This window comes from Pseudomonas sp. ES4, assembly GCF_050586665.1.
GTDB classification, from domain to species: domain Bacteria; phylum Pseudomonadota; class Gammaproteobacteria; order Pseudomonadales; family Pseudomonadaceae; genus Aquipseudomonas; species Aquipseudomonas frederiksbergensis.
The window spans coordinates 1-15106 of sequence record NZ_JBOBDO010000029.1; the positions used below are offsets into that span (position 1 = coordinate 1).

Below are 15106 nucleotides of genomic sequence, written 5' to 3' on the forward strand. Positions count from 1 at the left end.
TTCAACCGCCCTTCGCGGCTCGGTCGTGCCCTGTTCGAACACCACCAACGGACGAAGCAAGTCATCGTATTCGACCTCACGTCCGGCACCTCGGCTGTCCCACCCCTGCAACACTTCATTGCCCAGACCTGGCAAATTGAGCTGCCAACCGGCATCGACACTGTCAGTGAACAGCGCGTTACCCGCCAGCGAAAACACCGTCGTGAGGTTGGCACACCTCAGCGGATCTTCTTCTGGCAGCGCCCAAAGCCGAGGATCCCACTGTTCAACCGCACGGCCTGCGGCATCGTGAAAGGTGCGATTGATGCGTGCCTGCGTGGGATCACCTTCGACCTCACGCCAATAATCAACCGAACGGATCGGCAGACCACGCGGGTCGACAACGGACAATCCGGGTGTTTGGTGGTGCATTCCCATCGTCGAGGCCTGCATGCCGGTCGCGTCCCTGTTTGTCAGCAGTCATCTAACCGTTCGTGGGCAGGTCAGGCTACTGTCAGAAATTACAGTGCCGACCAACGGCAACGGACCTTGATCGGCGAATGTCCATTCCTTCAGCCCTTCGGTAGGATGGTGGTCATGAGTTCAAGGAGCGTTCAAACATGTTCATCGGCGTCCTGCTGGTTATCACCTGGCTGATTTTGTTGCTGCGCTACCCGACCAAGGCGTTGCCGGTCTCTGTGGCGGCAGCCATCGGATTGGGTGTGGTGGCAATGTGGGTGATCTGGATGGACAACCGCGAGGTCAAGCAACTGGCGCGCCTGGAGTTGCGTATCGCCTACGCGCCCGAACGCTGCCCGGCGGACCGGCCGTTGCATCTGACAATGAACAACGGCAACGACGTGCCGCTGACCGAGTTACGCTGGCGCGTCGCCGCGTATGCGCCGGGCGACACGGTCAACCTGGCCGACAATCAATACGCCGCCCCGCGCTATCGCGGCCCCGGCGAATTGCAGGCCGGCGCGAACTGGGAAGACTGTTTGCCGCTGCCGCCGCTGCGCCCTGGCTATCGCCCGCAAACACTGGAGTTTCGCGCCGAGCGTTTGCAGGGTAGTTTCTCCGACTAATTCTCTTTCTCTTTGCACAAGGACCGCGCCATGCCCGTTGCGTTGATTACCGGTTGTTCCAGCGGCATTGGCCGCGCCCTCGCCGATGTTTTCAAAAATGCCGGATACGACGTCTGGGCCAGTGCCCGCAAGGCTGAAGACGTGGCGGCGCTGGCCGCTGCCGGTTTTACCGCCGTGCAACTGGACGTCAACGACGGCGCTGCACTCGAACACTTGAGCGAGCGCATCAACCAGCAACATGGCGGCCTCGATGTGCTGATCAACAATGCCGGTTACGGCGCCATGGGGCCGTTGCTCGACGGCGGTGTGCCGGCCATGCAGCGGCAATTCGAAACCAATGTGTTCGCCATCGTCGGCGTCACCCGCGCCCTGTTCCCGGTGCTGCGTCGCGCCAAGGGCCTGGTGGTGAACATCGGCAGCGTGTCCGGGGTTTTGGTCACGCCATTTGCCGGTGCCTACTGCGCCTCGAAAGCGGCAGTGCACGCCTTGACCGATGCCTTGCGCATGGAACTGGCGCCGTTTGGCGTGCGGGTCATGGAAGTTCAGCCGGGCGCCATCGCCTCGAGTTTTGCCACGAATGCCGGCCATGAGGCGGAGCAACTGATTACCGAACAATCACCGTGGTTTCCGCTGCGTGACGGCATTCGCGCACGGGCCAAGGCCTCCCAGGACAACCCGACCCCGGCCAGTGAATTTGCCGCCGGTTTGCTCAAGGCCGTGCAGCAAAGCAAACCGCCGCGCCTGATTCGTCTGGGCAATGGCAGTCGGGCGTTACCGTTGCTGGCGGGGTTGTTGCCTAAAGGGCTGCTGGAGGCGGGGTTGATGAAGCGGTTCGGGTTGCGCGGGCAACTCTGAGACCGAGTCGACGCCATCGCGAGCAGTCTCGCTCCCACCGGGATCTTTGGTGTGAATACAATTTATGCCACGCAGCAGAACCCTGTGGGAGCGAGCCTGCTCGCGATGGCGTCAGAACCCACGCAGAAAATTTCAGGAAACATGTCCATGACCGACTACACCGAATACTTCGACGAAGTGATCCAAGCCCACGTCGCCATCGAGCAATGGCTGGCCGAGGAACAGGACGAGCCGGCGCTTGAACAATTGCTGATGCGTTTTTCGCCGCAGTTTTCCATGGTCTCGCCGTTGGGCCGGGTGCTGGATTTCGACGCGTTGAGCGAATTGTTCTTGATGGCGGGCGGCAAGAAGCTCGGGTTCAGAATCGAGCTCAGCGAGTTGCGTGGCATCGCGCTGTACGACGGTGGTGCAACGGTGAGTTATCGCGAGCAGCAGACGGATGCAACCGGTCTGCATTCTGACCGGCGGTCGACGGTGGTGTTTGAGAAACAGGCGGATGGCAAGGTGGTTTGGCGGCATTTGCATGAGACGTTTTGCAAGGGCTGAACTGCCGCTATCTGTCAGTGGGACCGAGTCGCCTTCATCGCGAGCAGGCTCACTCCCACAAGGGGTGGCGTCGTTCACAAAATCTGCATTCGAACTCGGTCAATGTGGGAGTGAGCCTGCTCGCGATGCAGGCGACTCGGTCTTACAGTCAGTTAACTACAACGGTGCAAGTAATCCCCGCCGCCAACAGCACCCCCTCCGGCACTTCATCTATGTGAATCCGCACCGGCACCCGTTGCGCCAGACGCACCCAGTTAAAGGTCGGGTTCACATCGGCAATCAGCTCGCGACTTTCCGGGTTATCACGGTCGTAGATACCGCGAGAAATGCTTTCCACATGCCCCTTCAACACTTCCCCGCTCATCAGTTGCATGTCGGCTTTATCGCCGACCCGCACGTGGGGCAATTTGGTTTCTTCGAAGAAGCCGTAGACCCAGAACGAGTTCATGTCGACCACGGCCATTTTCGCTTCGCCGATGCGCGCGTAGTCGCCGCGATGCACATTGAGGTTGGTCACATAACCGTCCACCGCTGCGCGGACCTCGGTGCGTTTGAGGTTGAGTTCGGCGGCTTCGAGCTGTGCCTGGGCATGCTGGTAATCGGCCAGGGCCGAGTCGGCGATGTTGCTGGCGTCGTCGCGGTTTTCCCTGGAGATCACCAGGTTGTCCATGTCGGCGCGGCGGTGAGCGTTGACCTTGCGCATTTCCCAGGTCGACTTGCGCGAGGCTACCAGCGCCTGCGCCTGCTTGACCGCGATGCGGTAGTGCTCGGGGTCGATCCGCATCAGCAAATCGCCCTTCTTCACCTGTTGGTTGTCGCGTACCGGCACGTCCACCACTTCCCCGGTGACGTCAGCGGCGACGTTGATGATGTCGGCGCGCACCCGGCCGTCGCGGGTCCATGGCGTGTCCATGTAATGCACCCACAGGGTCCGGCCGATCCACATCGCAAGGGCCAGCACCAATAAAGTGGCGAGCAGGCTGAAAAGCTTTTTCATCAGGGCCTCAACGGTAAACAGTCAGCGCCAGGGCGCCGAACAGACAGGTAAACAGGCTCAGGCGCAGCAGCGCCGGGTGCCAGAAGAAGCGGTACAGATCAAACCCGGACAGGAACCGGTCGAATGCCCAGGCCAGCGCTGCCGCGATGAAAAACATCAGGGTCATGGTCGGCATGTACACGCCGTGGAAGGCAATTTCACGAGGCATGTTCAAGTCCTTTGGCATAAGCGGCGAGCGGTGATTGCGGGTCCAGCAACGAAGTGCGGATGAAGTGCAAATAGCTCTTCACCCGACGCAGGGCCGAGGTGTCGAAGTGCGGCGCGAAAGGTTCGTCGGTGGCTTGCACGCGGCTGATCGCATGATCGACGGCGATCAATCCACGCTCCAGATTGCTCTGGCTCGGTTGCAGAAACAGCCGCACCAGCGAGCGCCCCATCACCCGGATCGCCTGACGCCACGGCTGCGATTCGGCATAGGCCGGATGCACCGGCAGGATCGCTTGTTCCTTGCGCAATTCGATGATCGCGTGGCCGACTTCCAGCACCACGAACATCCAGCGCAGCAAGTCCCGTTGCACCTGCGGCTGCCCTGTGGCGAGACCGTAGGCCTGATGCAGCAGGTCACGGGTGCGGCTTTCGAAACTCGACGCCAACCCTTTTAGTTTGCCGCTGATGGCGTACACCACTTGCCCGCGTAAATCCTGCTCCAGCCGACGCCACAACCAGCGGCTGTTGGGCGGCAGAATGATCGCCCCGGCCGCCGCGCATACCAGCATGCCGAGCACCATGGCGATGTAGTCGTTGATAAAGGCGTAAGGGTTGTAAACAGTGAGGTTGTCCGGTACCGAACCGGTGCTGAAGAAAATCAGCAAACCGAGACCGACACCGGCGTATTGCGGCCGCGAAGTGAGAAACGAACCGAGCACGATCACCGGCGCGAGCATCACGCAAAGCAATGGAAAACCGTCGATCCACGGGAAGATGAAAAACATCTCGACGAAACCGATCAATGCCCCAAGGAACGTCCCGCAAGCCATCTGAAAGGCCATGCGTTTTGGGTTCGGCGTCGCCGCCGAAAGGCCCACGGTCGCGGCGGCGATCAGGGTCATCGTCGCCCCGCTCGGCCACGCGGTGGCGACCCAATAGCTGCCCAGAACCACCAGAATGAATGCCGCGCGAATCCCCGAGGCGGCCGACGCCATCCAGTTGGTTTGCGGAGTGAACGGCTCATCCCATTGCTCGCGCGCGTGGCTGTGATCGGCCAGCGACGCGTGGGTCTGAGCATAACTGTACAAATCGTCGACGAAGCGATAGAGCAGTTCATACGCGGTATGAAAATCCAGCTGCTCGGTGTCGCTCGGGGCGCTCTCCTGAAAAACCGCTCGCAAGCTGCGAACCCGCGCCGGCAGACCTTCTTTATAGGCGGTCAGCGCGATGACCAGACGGCTCGCATCGGCGTCGGTCAGGGCACGGCCGCTGAAGCCATCGAGCAGTTCGGCGAGGTCCTGCAAACCCGGCTTGATCGCCGTCACCACGTGATCCGCCTCACTGCTGCGCAGGCGTTCGAGCAACTGGTGCAAGGCATTGAAGCGCGTGGTGACACCCATGAACTCGCTGTTCAAGCGGCTGAGCCGACCGTTGCGCCGACGCATGTGCGGGTCTTCGAACACGGTGACGCTGCGCAACCCTTCCAGCCCGACGGCCTCGGCGATGAAGCGCACGTTGCTCGCCTCGAAGGCCTCCCGTTTACTGCGACCGCGCAAGCCATCCGTGACGAATAGCGCGAACACCCCGAAGCGCTGATACAAGGCGTTGCGCATGGCGGCACTGGCGGATTGCGGCAGGATCGCGGCGCTGACCAGCGTGGAGCAGATAATTCCCAGGGAGATTTCCAGCACCCGCCAGACGGCGGCCATGAACGCGCCGTCCGGGTGCGCCAATGCGGGCAAACCGACCATCGCGGCGGTGTACCCGGCGAGCACAAAACCATAGGCGCGGAAGTTGCGATAGCGCGCCGCGCCCGCCGAACAGATGCCGACCCAGATCGCCAGCGAACCGAGGAACAACTCGGTGTTTTGCGCAAACAAGGCAATCAGCGCGACCATCACCGCCGAGCCGGCCAATGTCCCCAGGAAGCGATAGAAACTCTTGGCCAACACGTGACCGCTTTGCGGCTGCATGACGATGAACACGGTAATCATCGCCGTCCGCGGTTGCGGCAACTCCAGGCGCATGGCCAGCCACAGCGTCAGAAACGCGGCGAACAGCACCTTGAAAATATAGACCCAGGTCACGCCATCACTGCGCGCCCAGTCGAAAAAACCCCGGCGCCATTCAAGGGAATACAGCCAGCGCAAAGGTGCGGGCAAGGGAGTCATGGAATCCTGCTCATTGAAATTAAGACCGGGCGCGGCACCAGTGGGAGCGACGGTGCGACGATTCGACCTGCTCGCGATTGCGGTGTGTCAGGCGACATCATCATTGACTGACACACCGCTATCGCGAGCAGGCTCACTCCCACAGGTTTTGTGTTCAATTCGAGAGGCTCTTAAGCAGGGCCGGGGTTTTCGGCGCCAGGGTCTGGCTGTCTTTCGGCACGTCGTCACCCGCACCCAATCCGCCGCCGAGTGCCGTCACCAGCTCAGCATGAGCACCGAGGCGCGCCGCCTGCACCTGCTGCTGAACCTGCTGCTGTTTGAACAACAACGTCTGGGCGTTGAGCACGTTGAGGTAGTCGGTGAGCCCGCGCTGGTAGGCGATCATCGCGATGTCGTAAGTCTTCTGGGCCGTGGCCACCGACTCGGCGGCGAAGGTTTGCTGCTTGTCCATGGATTCGCGGCGGATCAACTGGTCGGAGATGTTTTTCAGCGCGTTGACCAGCGTCTGGTTGTACCGGGCCACGGCGATGTCGTAACCCGCCGAGGCTTCGCCCAGCTCCGAGCGCAAGCGGCCGCCGTCGAAGATCGGCAACGAGATCGCCGGGCCGACGCTGTAGTTGAGCTTCTTGCCGGTCAAAAACTCCAGCGCTCCACCGCCGGTGGCCATGTAGCCGAGGCTGCCGACCAGGTCGACGTTGGGGTAGAAACCAGCATGAGCGACATCAATGCCCCGAGCCTGGGCCGCCACTTGCCAGCGACTGGCGACCACGTCCGGGCGTTGACCGAGCAACTGCGCGGGCAACGACGACGGCAGTTTCAGCGCGGCGCCTAACGACAACGTTGGCCGCTGCAATTGCGCGCCCTCCCCCGGACCTTTGCCGGCAAGGGCCGCGAGCTGGTTGCGACTCAGGGCGATTTCTTCGTCCAGTGCATCGATTTGGCGGTGGGTTTCCGGCAGCGGCGTTTCAGCCTGACTGACTTCGAAATGGGTGCCGATGCCACCGCTCAGGCGCTTCTGCGCGAGGTCGAGAATTTGCTGCTGCTGATTCAGGGTCGCCTTGACGATGTCCCGTTGCGCGTAATGCAACGACAGCTCGATGTAGGCGCGCACTATGTTGTTCTGCAATTCGAGCTGCGCCAGCCGTGCTTCGGCGGCCGTCATGTGAGCCATATCGACGGCGCGCTCGGTGGCGTTGCTTTCGCGCCCCCAAAGATCGAGGGCGTAGCTGAAGCCCAGCGCGGCGTTGTTGTCCCAGGTGGTGGTGTTGGCCAACTCGCCCGGCCCGTAGAACTGATCGGTGGGCCAGTTGTGGCGTTTGAGCGTGGATTGGCCATTGATCTGTAGCGACTCGGCGGACTCGGCGATCCCGGCCATGGATTTGGCCTGGCGCACTCGCGCCGCCGCCATGGCCATGGTCGGGCTGCCTTGCAGCGCAAGGTCGATCCAGCGGTTCAATTGCGGGTCGCCATAGGCCTGCCACCATTGCGCGGTGGGCCAGTGAGCGTCTTGTTCGGCGTTCTGGATGGCTTCGTCGGTGGCCAATGAATCGGCCTCCAGCGCCTTACCCTGCGGGGCAATACCTCCGGTACCGATGCAGCCGCTGATTGTCAGGGTTAAAGCCAAAACACTGAGCGTCTGAAGCGCTCTGTTGATGCGACGCGGCACTGCTGCGATTTCCTGAGGTGGGGAGTTGTTCCTGAGGTGGGCAATTCTAGGGGGCGGCCTTGTTGGCGATAAGCTGGGAATCCTGTGAATCTTTGTTACCGTTAACGCGATAATCCGTTAGTCGGGGTCTCAGACCCTGAAACTTCGTGTCACAATTTGCCATCGCCTCCGAGAGCACCCCATGGACACTTTGCAAAACATGCGCGCCTTCAGTTACGTGGCCGAGGCCGGCAGCTTCACCGCCGCCGCCGTGCAACTCGACACCACCACGGCCAACGTTTCGCGCGCGGTCTCCAACCTGGAAGCCCACCTGCAAACCCGCCTGCTCAACCGCACCACCCGCCGTATCGCCCTGACCGAGGCCGGCAAGCGCTACTTATTGCGCTGCGAGCAGATCCTCGCCTACGTCGAAGAAGCCGAAGCCGAAGCCAGCGACGCCCACGCTCGCCCGGCCGGGCAGCTTAAGGTGCATACCATGACCGGCATCGGTCAGCACTTCGTGATCGACGCCATCGCCCGCTATCGCAAAACCCACCCGGACGTGACCTTCGACCTGACCATGGCCAACCGCGTGCCGGATCTGCTGGACGAGGGCTACGACGTGTCCATCGTGCTCGCCAGCGAACTGCCGGACTCGGGCTTCGTCTCCCAGCGCTTGGGCATCACCTACAGCATCGTTTGCGCCTCGCCCGCGTATGTAAAAGCCAACGGCTGCGCGCACAAGCCCAGCGATTTGCTGAACCACGCGTGCCTGCGTCTGGTGAGCCCGGTGATTCCGCTGGAGAAATGGACCTTCGACGGCCCCGAAGGCCAGGAAATGGTGACGATCAATAGCTCACCGTTTCTGGTGAACTCCGCCGACGCGATGAAGACAGCGATCATCAGCGGCATGGGGGTTGGAGTGTTGCCGGTGTATGCCGCGATTGAAGGGTTGCGCAACGGTACGCTGGTGCGGGTGATGCCGAACTACCGGTCGCAGGAATTGAATCTGTATGCGATCTACCCGTCGCGGCAGTATCTGGACGCGAAGATTAAAACGTGGGTCGAGTATTTGCGCGGCTCCTTGCCGGAGATATTGGCGGCACATCAGGCGGAATTGGTGGCGTATGAGTTGAGCGGGAGCATGGGCGGGGTTCGGGTGGCGAACTGATTTCCAGCCCAACCGATCGATCGTTCCCACGCTCTGCGTGGGAATGCATCCCGTGACGCTCCGCGTCACAGCGGCGTACACCCGGCAATCCGGGCACTCGCATAAAAGCTCGGAAGAATGTTAGCGTGCTTGGCATTCACCTGCGCCCGAGAGCCCTCCTCCCATGAAAAAGACCGTCCTCGCCTTCAGCCGCGTCACCCCGGAAATGGTCGAACGCCTGCAACAAGACTTCGACGTTATCGTGCCAAACCCAAAAAACGGCGACATCAACGCCCAGTTCAACGAAGCCCTGCCCCACGCCCATGGCCTGATCGGCGTCGGTCGCAAACTCGGTCGCGCACAGTTGGAAAACGCCGCCAAACTGGAAGTCGTCTCCAGCGTCTCGGTCGGCTACGACAACTACGACGTCGCCTACTTCAACGAACGCGGGATCATGCTTACCAACACCCCCGACGTCCTCACCGAAAGCACTGCCGACCTGGCCTTCGCCCTGCTGATGAGCAGCGCCCGCCGCGTCGCCGAACTGGACGCCTGGACCAAGGCTGGCCAGTGGCAAGCCACCGTAGGTGCGCCGTTGTTCGGCTGCGATGTACACGGCAAGACCCTGGGCATCGTCGGCATGGGCAACATCGGTGCGGCCATCGCCCGTCGCGGGCGGCTGGGCTTCAACATGCCGATCCTCTACAGCGGCAACAGCCGCAAGACCGAACTGGAGCAAGAACTCGGCGCGCAGATGCGCAGCCTGGATCAACTGCTGGCCGAAGCTGATTTCGTCTGCCTGGTGGTGCCGCTCAGCGAAAAAACCAGACACCTGATCAGCCATCGTGAACTGGCATTGATGAAACCCGGCGCGATTTTGGTGAACATTGCCCGCGGCCCGGTGGTGGACGAACCCGCCCTGATCGAAGCCCTGCAAAACAACCGGATTCGTGGCGCCGGGCTGGACGTTTACGAGAAAGAACCGCTGGCTGAGTCCCCTCTGTTCCAACTGAAAAACGCGGTGACATTGCCGCACATCGGCTCGGCCACTCATGAAACCCGCGAAGCCATGGCCAACCGTGCCTTGGCTAACTTGCGCAGCGCTTTGCTGGGTGAGCGACCACAAGATCTGGTGAACCCGCAAGTGTGGAAAGGTTGATCAATACGGGCAGATGTTTTTAAACGTCTGCCCACTGGTTTACACAACTTGCAATTCAGTCAATCCACGTAAAACAGTTAAGCACTATAAACTCCCCGCTACTTATCCGACTCAACGGAAAACAGTGACGGAGAACACAAGCTTGAACAACCTTACAACCGACAAGCTCATCAGATATATAAAAATCCTGCTAATTATCTATATAAGCTTTTTTGGCCTGCTAGTGATGTACAGCAACTTCACCGACTACGCATCAAACTATGAATACGTCGGCCACGTGCTAAGCATGGACACCACCCGGAGCAACCCCAGACTGAGTTACAGGGCAATCACCTCGCCCATGCTTCACCACCGAATTTACTGGTTAATTATTACCTTGGAAGTTACCTTCACAACCTATTGCCTGATAGGCGCCTTTCATCTTTATCGACAAATAAACGGATCTGCGGAAGAATTTCACGAGGCAAAAAAGTTTTCACTCATTGGTTTAATGATTGGTATTTTTGTCTATTACGTTTGCCTGCAGGTTATCGGAGTCGAATGGTTCAACATGGACACCTCACAAGTTTGGAACGCCAAGGACTGGGCTCGGCATATAGTTGATTTCCTACTTCCATTGCTGATATTCGTCGCGCTCAAGACCGAGCGCTGAGCTGCCTCAACGCTCCACCCGAACCTTTACGCGAGTTTGCCGTTGCCCTGCACCATCGGCACCCTGGGCTTACGAAACACCAGCACATTGCCCAGCATCACCAGTACCAAACCCACCAAGGCGGGCGCGGTCCATTGATAGCCTTCGGCAAACGCCGACACGTTCAGCGCCACAACGGGGAACAGTACGGTGCAATAGGCGGCGCGCTCGGGCCCCATCCGCCCGACCAACGTCAGGTAGGCCGTGAAACCGATCACCGAACCCGGAATCACCAGGTACAGCAGCGAGCCGATGTAGCGCGCATTCCATTCCATGTCGAACGGAATGCCTTTGACCAGGCACCACACCGACAACATGGCCGCGCCATAAGCCATGCCCCAGGCGTTGGTGGTCAGCGGTTTGAGCCCGGCTTTCTGTTGCAGGCTCGACAGCATGTTGCCCGCCGAGAAGCACAGTGTCCCGAGCAACGCCAGGCCCAACCCGAGCAAGGTTTGCGGGCTCGCGGTGTGGCCCGCCACCTCAGGCCAGAACAACAGGCCAAGCCCAAGCAGCCCCAGCGCACCGCCCATCAGCACATTGCGCGCGACTTTCTGGCCGAAGAACACGCGCGCATTGAGTGCGTTCCACAACGTGGCGGTGGAAAACACCACCGCGACCAGACCACTGGGGATCCACTGGCTGGCCGTCAGGAAACACATGAAATTGATGCAGAACAGGCACAACCCCTGCGCCAGACAGATCAGGTGCCCGCGACGGTTCATCACTTGCAGGCGGCGACTGAGCAGTAGCATCACGAACAGCACCAACGCTGCGAGGCCGAAGCGATAAACGATCGACACCGGAATCGCCACCACGCCCAGTTGCCATTTCAAGGCAATCCAGGTGGTGCCCCAGATCAGCACGGTCAGCAGATACAACGAAAGGTTCATGGCAAAGACTCTCCTGAATAGGCCTTCAGTGTCCTGCGCCAAAGCCTTTCGCACTTGCATAAACTTGCGCTTTTGTCGGGCCACAGGCTGGCAGCCGAACGGCTACGGAGTAGGATGCAAGGCGTCAACGAGAAGCCATCATGCCTGCACTGGAAACCCTGCAAGTCTTTCAAGCCCTCAACCGCTCGCCCAATGCTCGCCTCGAGCACAGCGCCGAGCTCGGTGACGGCATGGCTGCAGCCTTGTGGAGCAACCATCACGACGCCCAGGATTACGAAGCGCCGAGTCATCACACCCTGTCCTGCTACATCGCCGGCGGCACCGGCACTTTTCGCCGCGACCAGCCCGGCACCAAGGGCGGCCCGGACAAGCTGTGCATCCTGCCGGCCGAGCATCAATCGGGTTGGGTGATCAACGGCGACATACGCCTGGCCCACGTGTATTTCAGCCCCGAACAATTCGCCCTCGGTTGCGTCACGCTGCTTGACCGCGAACCTCGCGAACTGCAGCTGCGCGAAGCGACCTTTCTGGACGACCCGGCACAAGCCCGGCGCTTTCGGCAAATGCTCACACTCAACTGGAACGAGCCCGGCGAACGCATGCTCACCAGCAGCCTGGCCCATGAAATGCTCAGCCACGTCCTGCTCGGCCAGGTCGGGATGCGTGAGGGCTTGCGGCTGAAAGGCGGATTGGCTGCGCATCAGCGGCGGCAGTTGGTGGAGTTCATCGACAACCAATTGGCCGAGGCCATCAGCCTGGGGCAGTTGGCGGCGTTGTGTGCGTTATCCGAATACCACTTTGCGCGGATGTTTCGCGAGAGTTTTGGCTTGCCGCCGCATCAGTATGTGTTGTCGCGGCGACTGAGCCGGGCGCGGGAGTTGTTGCGTTCAACGTCGCAGCCATTGGGGGAAATTGCACTGGCGTGCGGGTTTGCCAGTGCGAGTCATTTCACCAATCGGTTTCGGCAGGCATTGGGGGGAACGCCTGGGGAGTATCGGCAGGCGTTTTTGCGGTAGGCCTGAAGTCTTCAGTATCTGGGATGCCGCCATCGCGAGCAGGCTCACTCCCACATTTGGAATGCATTCCCATGTAGGAGTGAGCCTGCTCGCGATGAACGATGACGCGGTCTGCGGTCAGAACTCCAACGTGCTCGACAAGGAGATCTGCCGCGAATCCCCCATCGACACAAAGAACCGGCTCGCCGCCGAGGTGTAGTAAGTGCGGTCAAACAGGTTCTTCACGTTGAGTTGGAACTTGACCTTCTGCCCCTCGACTTTGGTGTCGTAGGTTGCGAACGCATCGGCCACGGTGTAGCTCGGCAGGTCGAAATCGTTCACCGCGTTACCCGCTCGCTCACCGACATAGCGCGCGCCCGCGCCAACCCGCAGCTGATCGCCACCGACGATAGTGCCGAAGTCATAAACCGCCGACAGCGAGCCACTGTTCTTCGCTACGTTTTGCAGTTTCTTGCCTTTGTAGATCGGGTCTTCCGTGACTTCGGCATCGGTGTAGGCATAGCTGCCGATCATGCTCCAGCGATCACTCAACTGACCGCTCAAGTCCACTTCCAGCCCTCGGGAACGCACTTCACCGGCGGCGCTGTAGATCGTCACCGGGCCTTCGGAATTAGCCACCAGCACGTTGCGTTTCTTGATGTCGAACAGCGCGACGTTACCGGTGACGCGGCCCGGCATGTCGAGCTTGGCGCCGATTTCCCAGGACTTGGCTTCTTCCGGCGCGACGCTGCCGTCCAGCACGGTGCTGCTGCCGCTCAACGGTGCGATGGTCGAGTTGGGTTTGAACGACTCGGTGTAGCTGCCATAGAACGACAGTTCATCGGTGTAGCGGTACACCAGGCCGGCGCGAGGCACCCATTTCTGGCCGTTGCTGTCAGTGTTGGCCTTGAACGGTACGCCTTTGCCGGCGTACTGGTCGTATTCCTGGAAGCGCGCGCCGGCGACGAAAATCCATTGATCGGTCAGGTGAATCGAGTCCTGCAAAAACACCGAATCGCTGCGCAATTTGTCGGTCTGCGCGCTGTCGGCCGGGCTGACCGTGGTGCCGGCGACTTCGCGGCCGTAAACCGGGTTGAGGTAACTGAAGGTGCTCAGGCTTTTCTGACGGATCAGGTCTTCGCGGTAGATCTTGCGGTATTCATCATCGACGCCGAACACCAGGTCATGTTTCATCCCTGCGAGCTGGACATTGCCTTCCAGGCTGGCGGTGGTGAAGCGGTCGGTGCTGATCGCGTTCTGAGTGCCGTCCATGCTGCGGGTCAACGTGCCCTTTTTGGTGTCGATGGCGGTGATGCGCACCTGGCTGGCGTCGTAGGTTTCGCGGTTCCAGCTGTAGCCGAAGTGAGCTTTCCAGTTGTCGTTGAACTCGTGATCGGCCTCGAAGTGATAGAGGTCCGAGCGGCCTTCCATGTTGTTGAAGGGCTCGTCGAGACGACGTTCGCGGGAGATGTCCAGCGGATGGTTATCACGCGGGTCGATGATCGTGCCGCGGTCGAACGGGGTCAGGAACTCGCGGTGTTCGTAGGCGAACAGCAGTTTGGTGCTTTCGCCGAACCAGGCCAGTGACGGTGCGACCAATGTCTCGCGGTGAGTACCGAAGTTGCGCCAGTAATCTTCGTCTTCGTGGTCCAGGATCATGCGATAGGCCAACCCTGATTCACCCAGCGCACCGGTGCTGTCGAGGCCGCCACCGCTGCCGTTTTTGCCGTCGCCATAGGTCGAGCCACGCAGGGTCAACGCGTTGTACTGCTCAAGTTCGGGCTTTTTGCTGACCATGTTGACCACGCCGCCCGGGTCCTGGATGCCATAAAGAAGCGAGGCCGGGCCCTTGAGCACTTCGACCCGGTCCACGGTCGCATTCATGCCACGGCCCTGCACGATCGGCATGCCGTCGCGCATGATCGAGCCGTTGCGGTTGTCACCGAAACCGCGAGTCATCACCGAGTCCTGAGTGCTCGCCAGCGTGTTGCCTTGAGTAATGCCGCTGACGTTGGCCAGCGCGTCATCCAGATTGCGCGGCGCCTGATCGCGAATGACTTGCGCCGGAACCACGTTGACGGTCTGGGGGATTTCCTGGATCAAGGCCGACGAGCGCATCACCGAACTGGTGGGCGGTGGCTGATAGCTCATGGACTGATCGGCCACCGAGGTGATGGTGGTCGCGCCTAGGTTCAAGGCGCCATCGGTGGGCAACGGCTCCAGCGCCAAGGTGTGGCCGTCAGTGCGACGGAAGGTGAACCCCGAACCGCTGAGCAAATGCTGCATCGCCTGCTCGGCACTCATCTGCCCGCTGAGCGCTGGAGCGTTGATGCCGTACGGCGCCTCATCGGTGTAGACCACGCTGATCCCGGTGATCCGGCTGAAGTCGCTCAAGGCCTGGGGCAACGGTTTGGCTGCCATTGCAAAGCTGAACGGCGCACTCTGTCGGGCACTACCAGCCTCAGCCGCCACCGCCACAGTCAACGGCAGCAACGCCAACGCCGAAAAGCTCAAGGCACACGTACCCAACCATTGTTTGACCGAACCCGATTTTGCCCTGGACTTCATTGCTCATGACCTGTGTAGAACATACGGAATGCGAATGACTCGCAGTTTCAGTCACTACACGGATGGCGTCGGGGTTTACCTCACCAGAATTTTGAAATTATTTTCAAAACACTTCGCTCGTTCCCACAGCGGAATGTAGTCAATTGTGGGAGCGAGCCTGCTCGCGAT

At 60.5% G+C, this 15106-nt stretch carries 13 protein-coding genes and 1 pseudogene; 7 read left to right on the forward strand and 7 right to left on the reverse strand.

All coding sequences use genetic code 11. The features are described from left to right. A pseudogene (locus tag ACQ4OB_RS24315) lies at window positions 1-417 on the reverse strand (RHS repeat protein); the annotation flags it as partial. 182 nt (window positions 418-599) lie between these two features. Here ACQ4OB_RS24315 and ACQ4OB_RS24320 point away from each other — a divergent pair. The 3 genes from ACQ4OB_RS24320 to ACQ4OB_RS24330 all read left to right on the forward strand — a co-directional run bounded on the left by ACQ4OB_RS24320 (window position 600) and on the right by ACQ4OB_RS24330 (window position 2465). Next, the gene (locus ACQ4OB_RS24320; RefSeq protein ID WP_102615034.1) at window positions 600-1064 is read left to right on the forward strand and encodes a multidrug transporter; all 465 of its coding nucleotides are present in this window, start codon (window positions 600-602) and stop codon (window positions 1062-1064) included. A 30-nt stretch (window positions 1065-1094) separates the two neighbouring features. Continuing rightward, on the forward strand, window positions 1095-1919 hold the full coding sequence (locus ACQ4OB_RS24325) for an SDR family oxidoreductase (protein ID WP_430956603.1): 825 nt from the start codon (window positions 1095-1097) through the stop codon (window positions 1917-1919). Between the two features lie 147 nt (window positions 1920-2066). Beyond that, window positions 2067-2465, forward strand: coding sequence for a DUF4440 domain-containing protein (locus ACQ4OB_RS24330; protein ID WP_102615036.1), 399 nt, complete (start codon window positions 2067-2069; stop codon window positions 2463-2465). Between the two features lie 148 nt (window positions 2466-2613). Here ACQ4OB_RS24330 and ACQ4OB_RS24335 read toward each other — a convergent pair whose 3' ends face one another. From ACQ4OB_RS24335 to ACQ4OB_RS24350, 4 genes are all read right to left on the reverse strand, one after another. After that, the gene (locus tag ACQ4OB_RS24335) at window positions 2614-3462 is read right to left on the reverse strand and encodes an efflux RND transporter periplasmic adaptor subunit (RefSeq protein WP_008153497.1); all 849 of its coding nucleotides are present in this window, start codon (window positions 3460-3462) and stop codon (window positions 2614-2616) included. Window positions 3463-3469: 7 nt separating this feature from the next. Beyond that, window positions 3470-3670: a DUF1656 domain-containing protein gene (locus tag ACQ4OB_RS24340; RefSeq protein ID WP_074873870.1), complete on the reverse strand. Its 201-nt coding sequence runs from the start codon at window positions 3668-3670 to the stop codon at window positions 3470-3472. Beyond that, window positions 3660-5840, reverse strand: coding sequence for an FUSC family protein (locus ACQ4OB_RS24345; protein WP_430956604.1), 2181 nt, complete (start codon window positions 5838-5840; stop codon window positions 3660-3662). Before ACQ4OB_RS24345 ends, ACQ4OB_RS24340 begins: the two co-directional genes overlap by 11 nt. 154 nt (window positions 5841-5994) lie before the next feature. Continuing rightward, complete coding sequence (locus ACQ4OB_RS24350) at window positions 5995-7506, reverse strand: efflux transporter outer membrane subunit (RefSeq protein ID WP_430956605.1); 1512 nt, start codon at window positions 7504-7506, stop codon at window positions 5995-5997. A 181-nt stretch (window positions 7507-7687) separates the two neighbouring features. Here ACQ4OB_RS24350 and ACQ4OB_RS24355 point away from each other — a divergent pair, with 181 nt between their 5' ends. The 3 genes from ACQ4OB_RS24355 (at window position 7688) to ACQ4OB_RS24365 (ending at window position 10446) form a co-directional block, all read left to right on the forward strand. After that, window positions 7688-8656: a LysR family transcriptional regulator gene (locus ACQ4OB_RS24355; RefSeq protein WP_074873867.1), complete on the forward strand. Its 969-nt coding sequence runs from the start codon at window positions 7688-7690 to the stop codon at window positions 8654-8656. Window positions 8657-8819: 163 nt separating this feature from the next. Then, window positions 8820-9794: a 2-hydroxyacid dehydrogenase gene (locus ACQ4OB_RS24360; protein ID WP_102615040.1), complete on the forward strand. Its 975-nt coding sequence runs from the start codon at window positions 8820-8822 to the stop codon at window positions 9792-9794. A gap of 142 nt (window positions 9795-9936) precedes the next feature. Then, on the forward strand, window positions 9937-10446 hold the full coding sequence (locus tag ACQ4OB_RS24365; RefSeq protein WP_074873865.1) for a DUF2165 domain-containing protein: 510 nt from the start codon (window positions 9937-9939) through the stop codon (window positions 10444-10446). Between the two features lie 26 nt (window positions 10447-10472). On the opposite strand, the gene ACQ4OB_RS24370 is transcribed toward ACQ4OB_RS24365, so the two are convergent. Next, a complete protein-coding gene (locus ACQ4OB_RS24370) occupies window positions 10473-11375 on the reverse strand; it encodes a DMT family transporter (RefSeq protein WP_074873864.1) in 903 nt (300 codons plus the stop codon). Between the two features lie 140 nt (window positions 11376-11515). On the opposite strand from ACQ4OB_RS24370, the gene ACQ4OB_RS24375 reads away from it, so the two are divergent. Next, window positions 11516-12391, forward strand: coding sequence for a helix-turn-helix domain-containing protein (locus ACQ4OB_RS24375; RefSeq protein WP_430956606.1), 876 nt, complete (start codon window positions 11516-11518; stop codon window positions 12389-12391). A gap of 117 nt (window positions 12392-12508) precedes the next feature. Here the strand turns inward: ACQ4OB_RS24375 and ACQ4OB_RS24380 are convergent, their stop codons facing one another. Next, on the reverse strand, window positions 12509-14938 hold the full coding sequence (locus ACQ4OB_RS24380) for a TonB-dependent siderophore receptor (RefSeq protein ID WP_430956607.1): 2430 nt from the start codon (window positions 14936-14938) through the stop codon (window positions 12509-12511). Window positions 14939-15106 lie beyond the last annotated feature (168 nt).

What these genes read in the sequence shown, in the direction of transcription:
- ACQ4OB_RS24335 (WP_008153497.1), bottom strand. Translation starts at nt 3,462, where the DNA reads ATGAAAAAGCTTTTCAGCCTGCTCGCCACTTTATTGGTGCTGGCCCTT.
- ACQ4OB_RS24380 (WP_430956607.1), bottom strand. Translation starts at nt 14,938, where the DNA reads ATGAAGTCCAGGGCAAAATCGGGTTCGGTCAAACAATGGTTGGGTACG.
- ACQ4OB_RS24355 (WP_074873867.1), top strand. Translation starts at nt 7,688, where the DNA reads ATGGACACTTTGCAAAACATGCGCGCCTTCAGTTACGTGGCCGAGGCC.
- ACQ4OB_RS24375 (WP_430956606.1), top strand. Translation starts at nt 11,516, where the DNA reads ATGCCTGCACTGGAAACCCTGCAAGTCTTTCAAGCCCTCAACCGCTCG.
- ACQ4OB_RS24320 (WP_102615034.1), top strand. Translation starts at nt 600, where the DNA reads ATGTTCATCGGCGTCCTGCTGGTTATCACCTGGCTGATTTTGTTGCTG.
- ACQ4OB_RS24325 (WP_430956603.1), top strand. Translation starts at nt 1,095, where the DNA reads ATGCCCGTTGCGTTGATTACCGGTTGTTCCAGCGGCATTGGCCGCGCC.
- ACQ4OB_RS24360 (WP_102615040.1), top strand. Translation starts at nt 8,820, where the DNA reads ATGAAAAAGACCGTCCTCGCCTTCAGCCGCGTCACCCCGGAAATGGTC.
- ACQ4OB_RS24345 (WP_430956604.1), bottom strand. Translation starts at nt 5,840, where the DNA reads ATGACTCCCTTGCCCGCACCTTTGCGCTGGCTGTATTCCCTTGAATGG.
- ACQ4OB_RS24340 (WP_074873870.1), bottom strand. Translation starts at nt 3,670, where the DNA reads ATGCCTCGTGAAATTGCCTTCCACGGCGTGTACATGCCGACCATGACC.
- ACQ4OB_RS24370 (WP_074873864.1), bottom strand. Translation starts at nt 11,375, where the DNA reads ATGAACCTTTCGTTGTATCTGCTGACCGTGCTGATCTGGGGCACCACC.
- ACQ4OB_RS24330 (WP_102615036.1), top strand. Translation starts at nt 2,067, where the DNA reads ATGACCGACTACACCGAATACTTCGACGAAGTGATCCAAGCCCACGTC.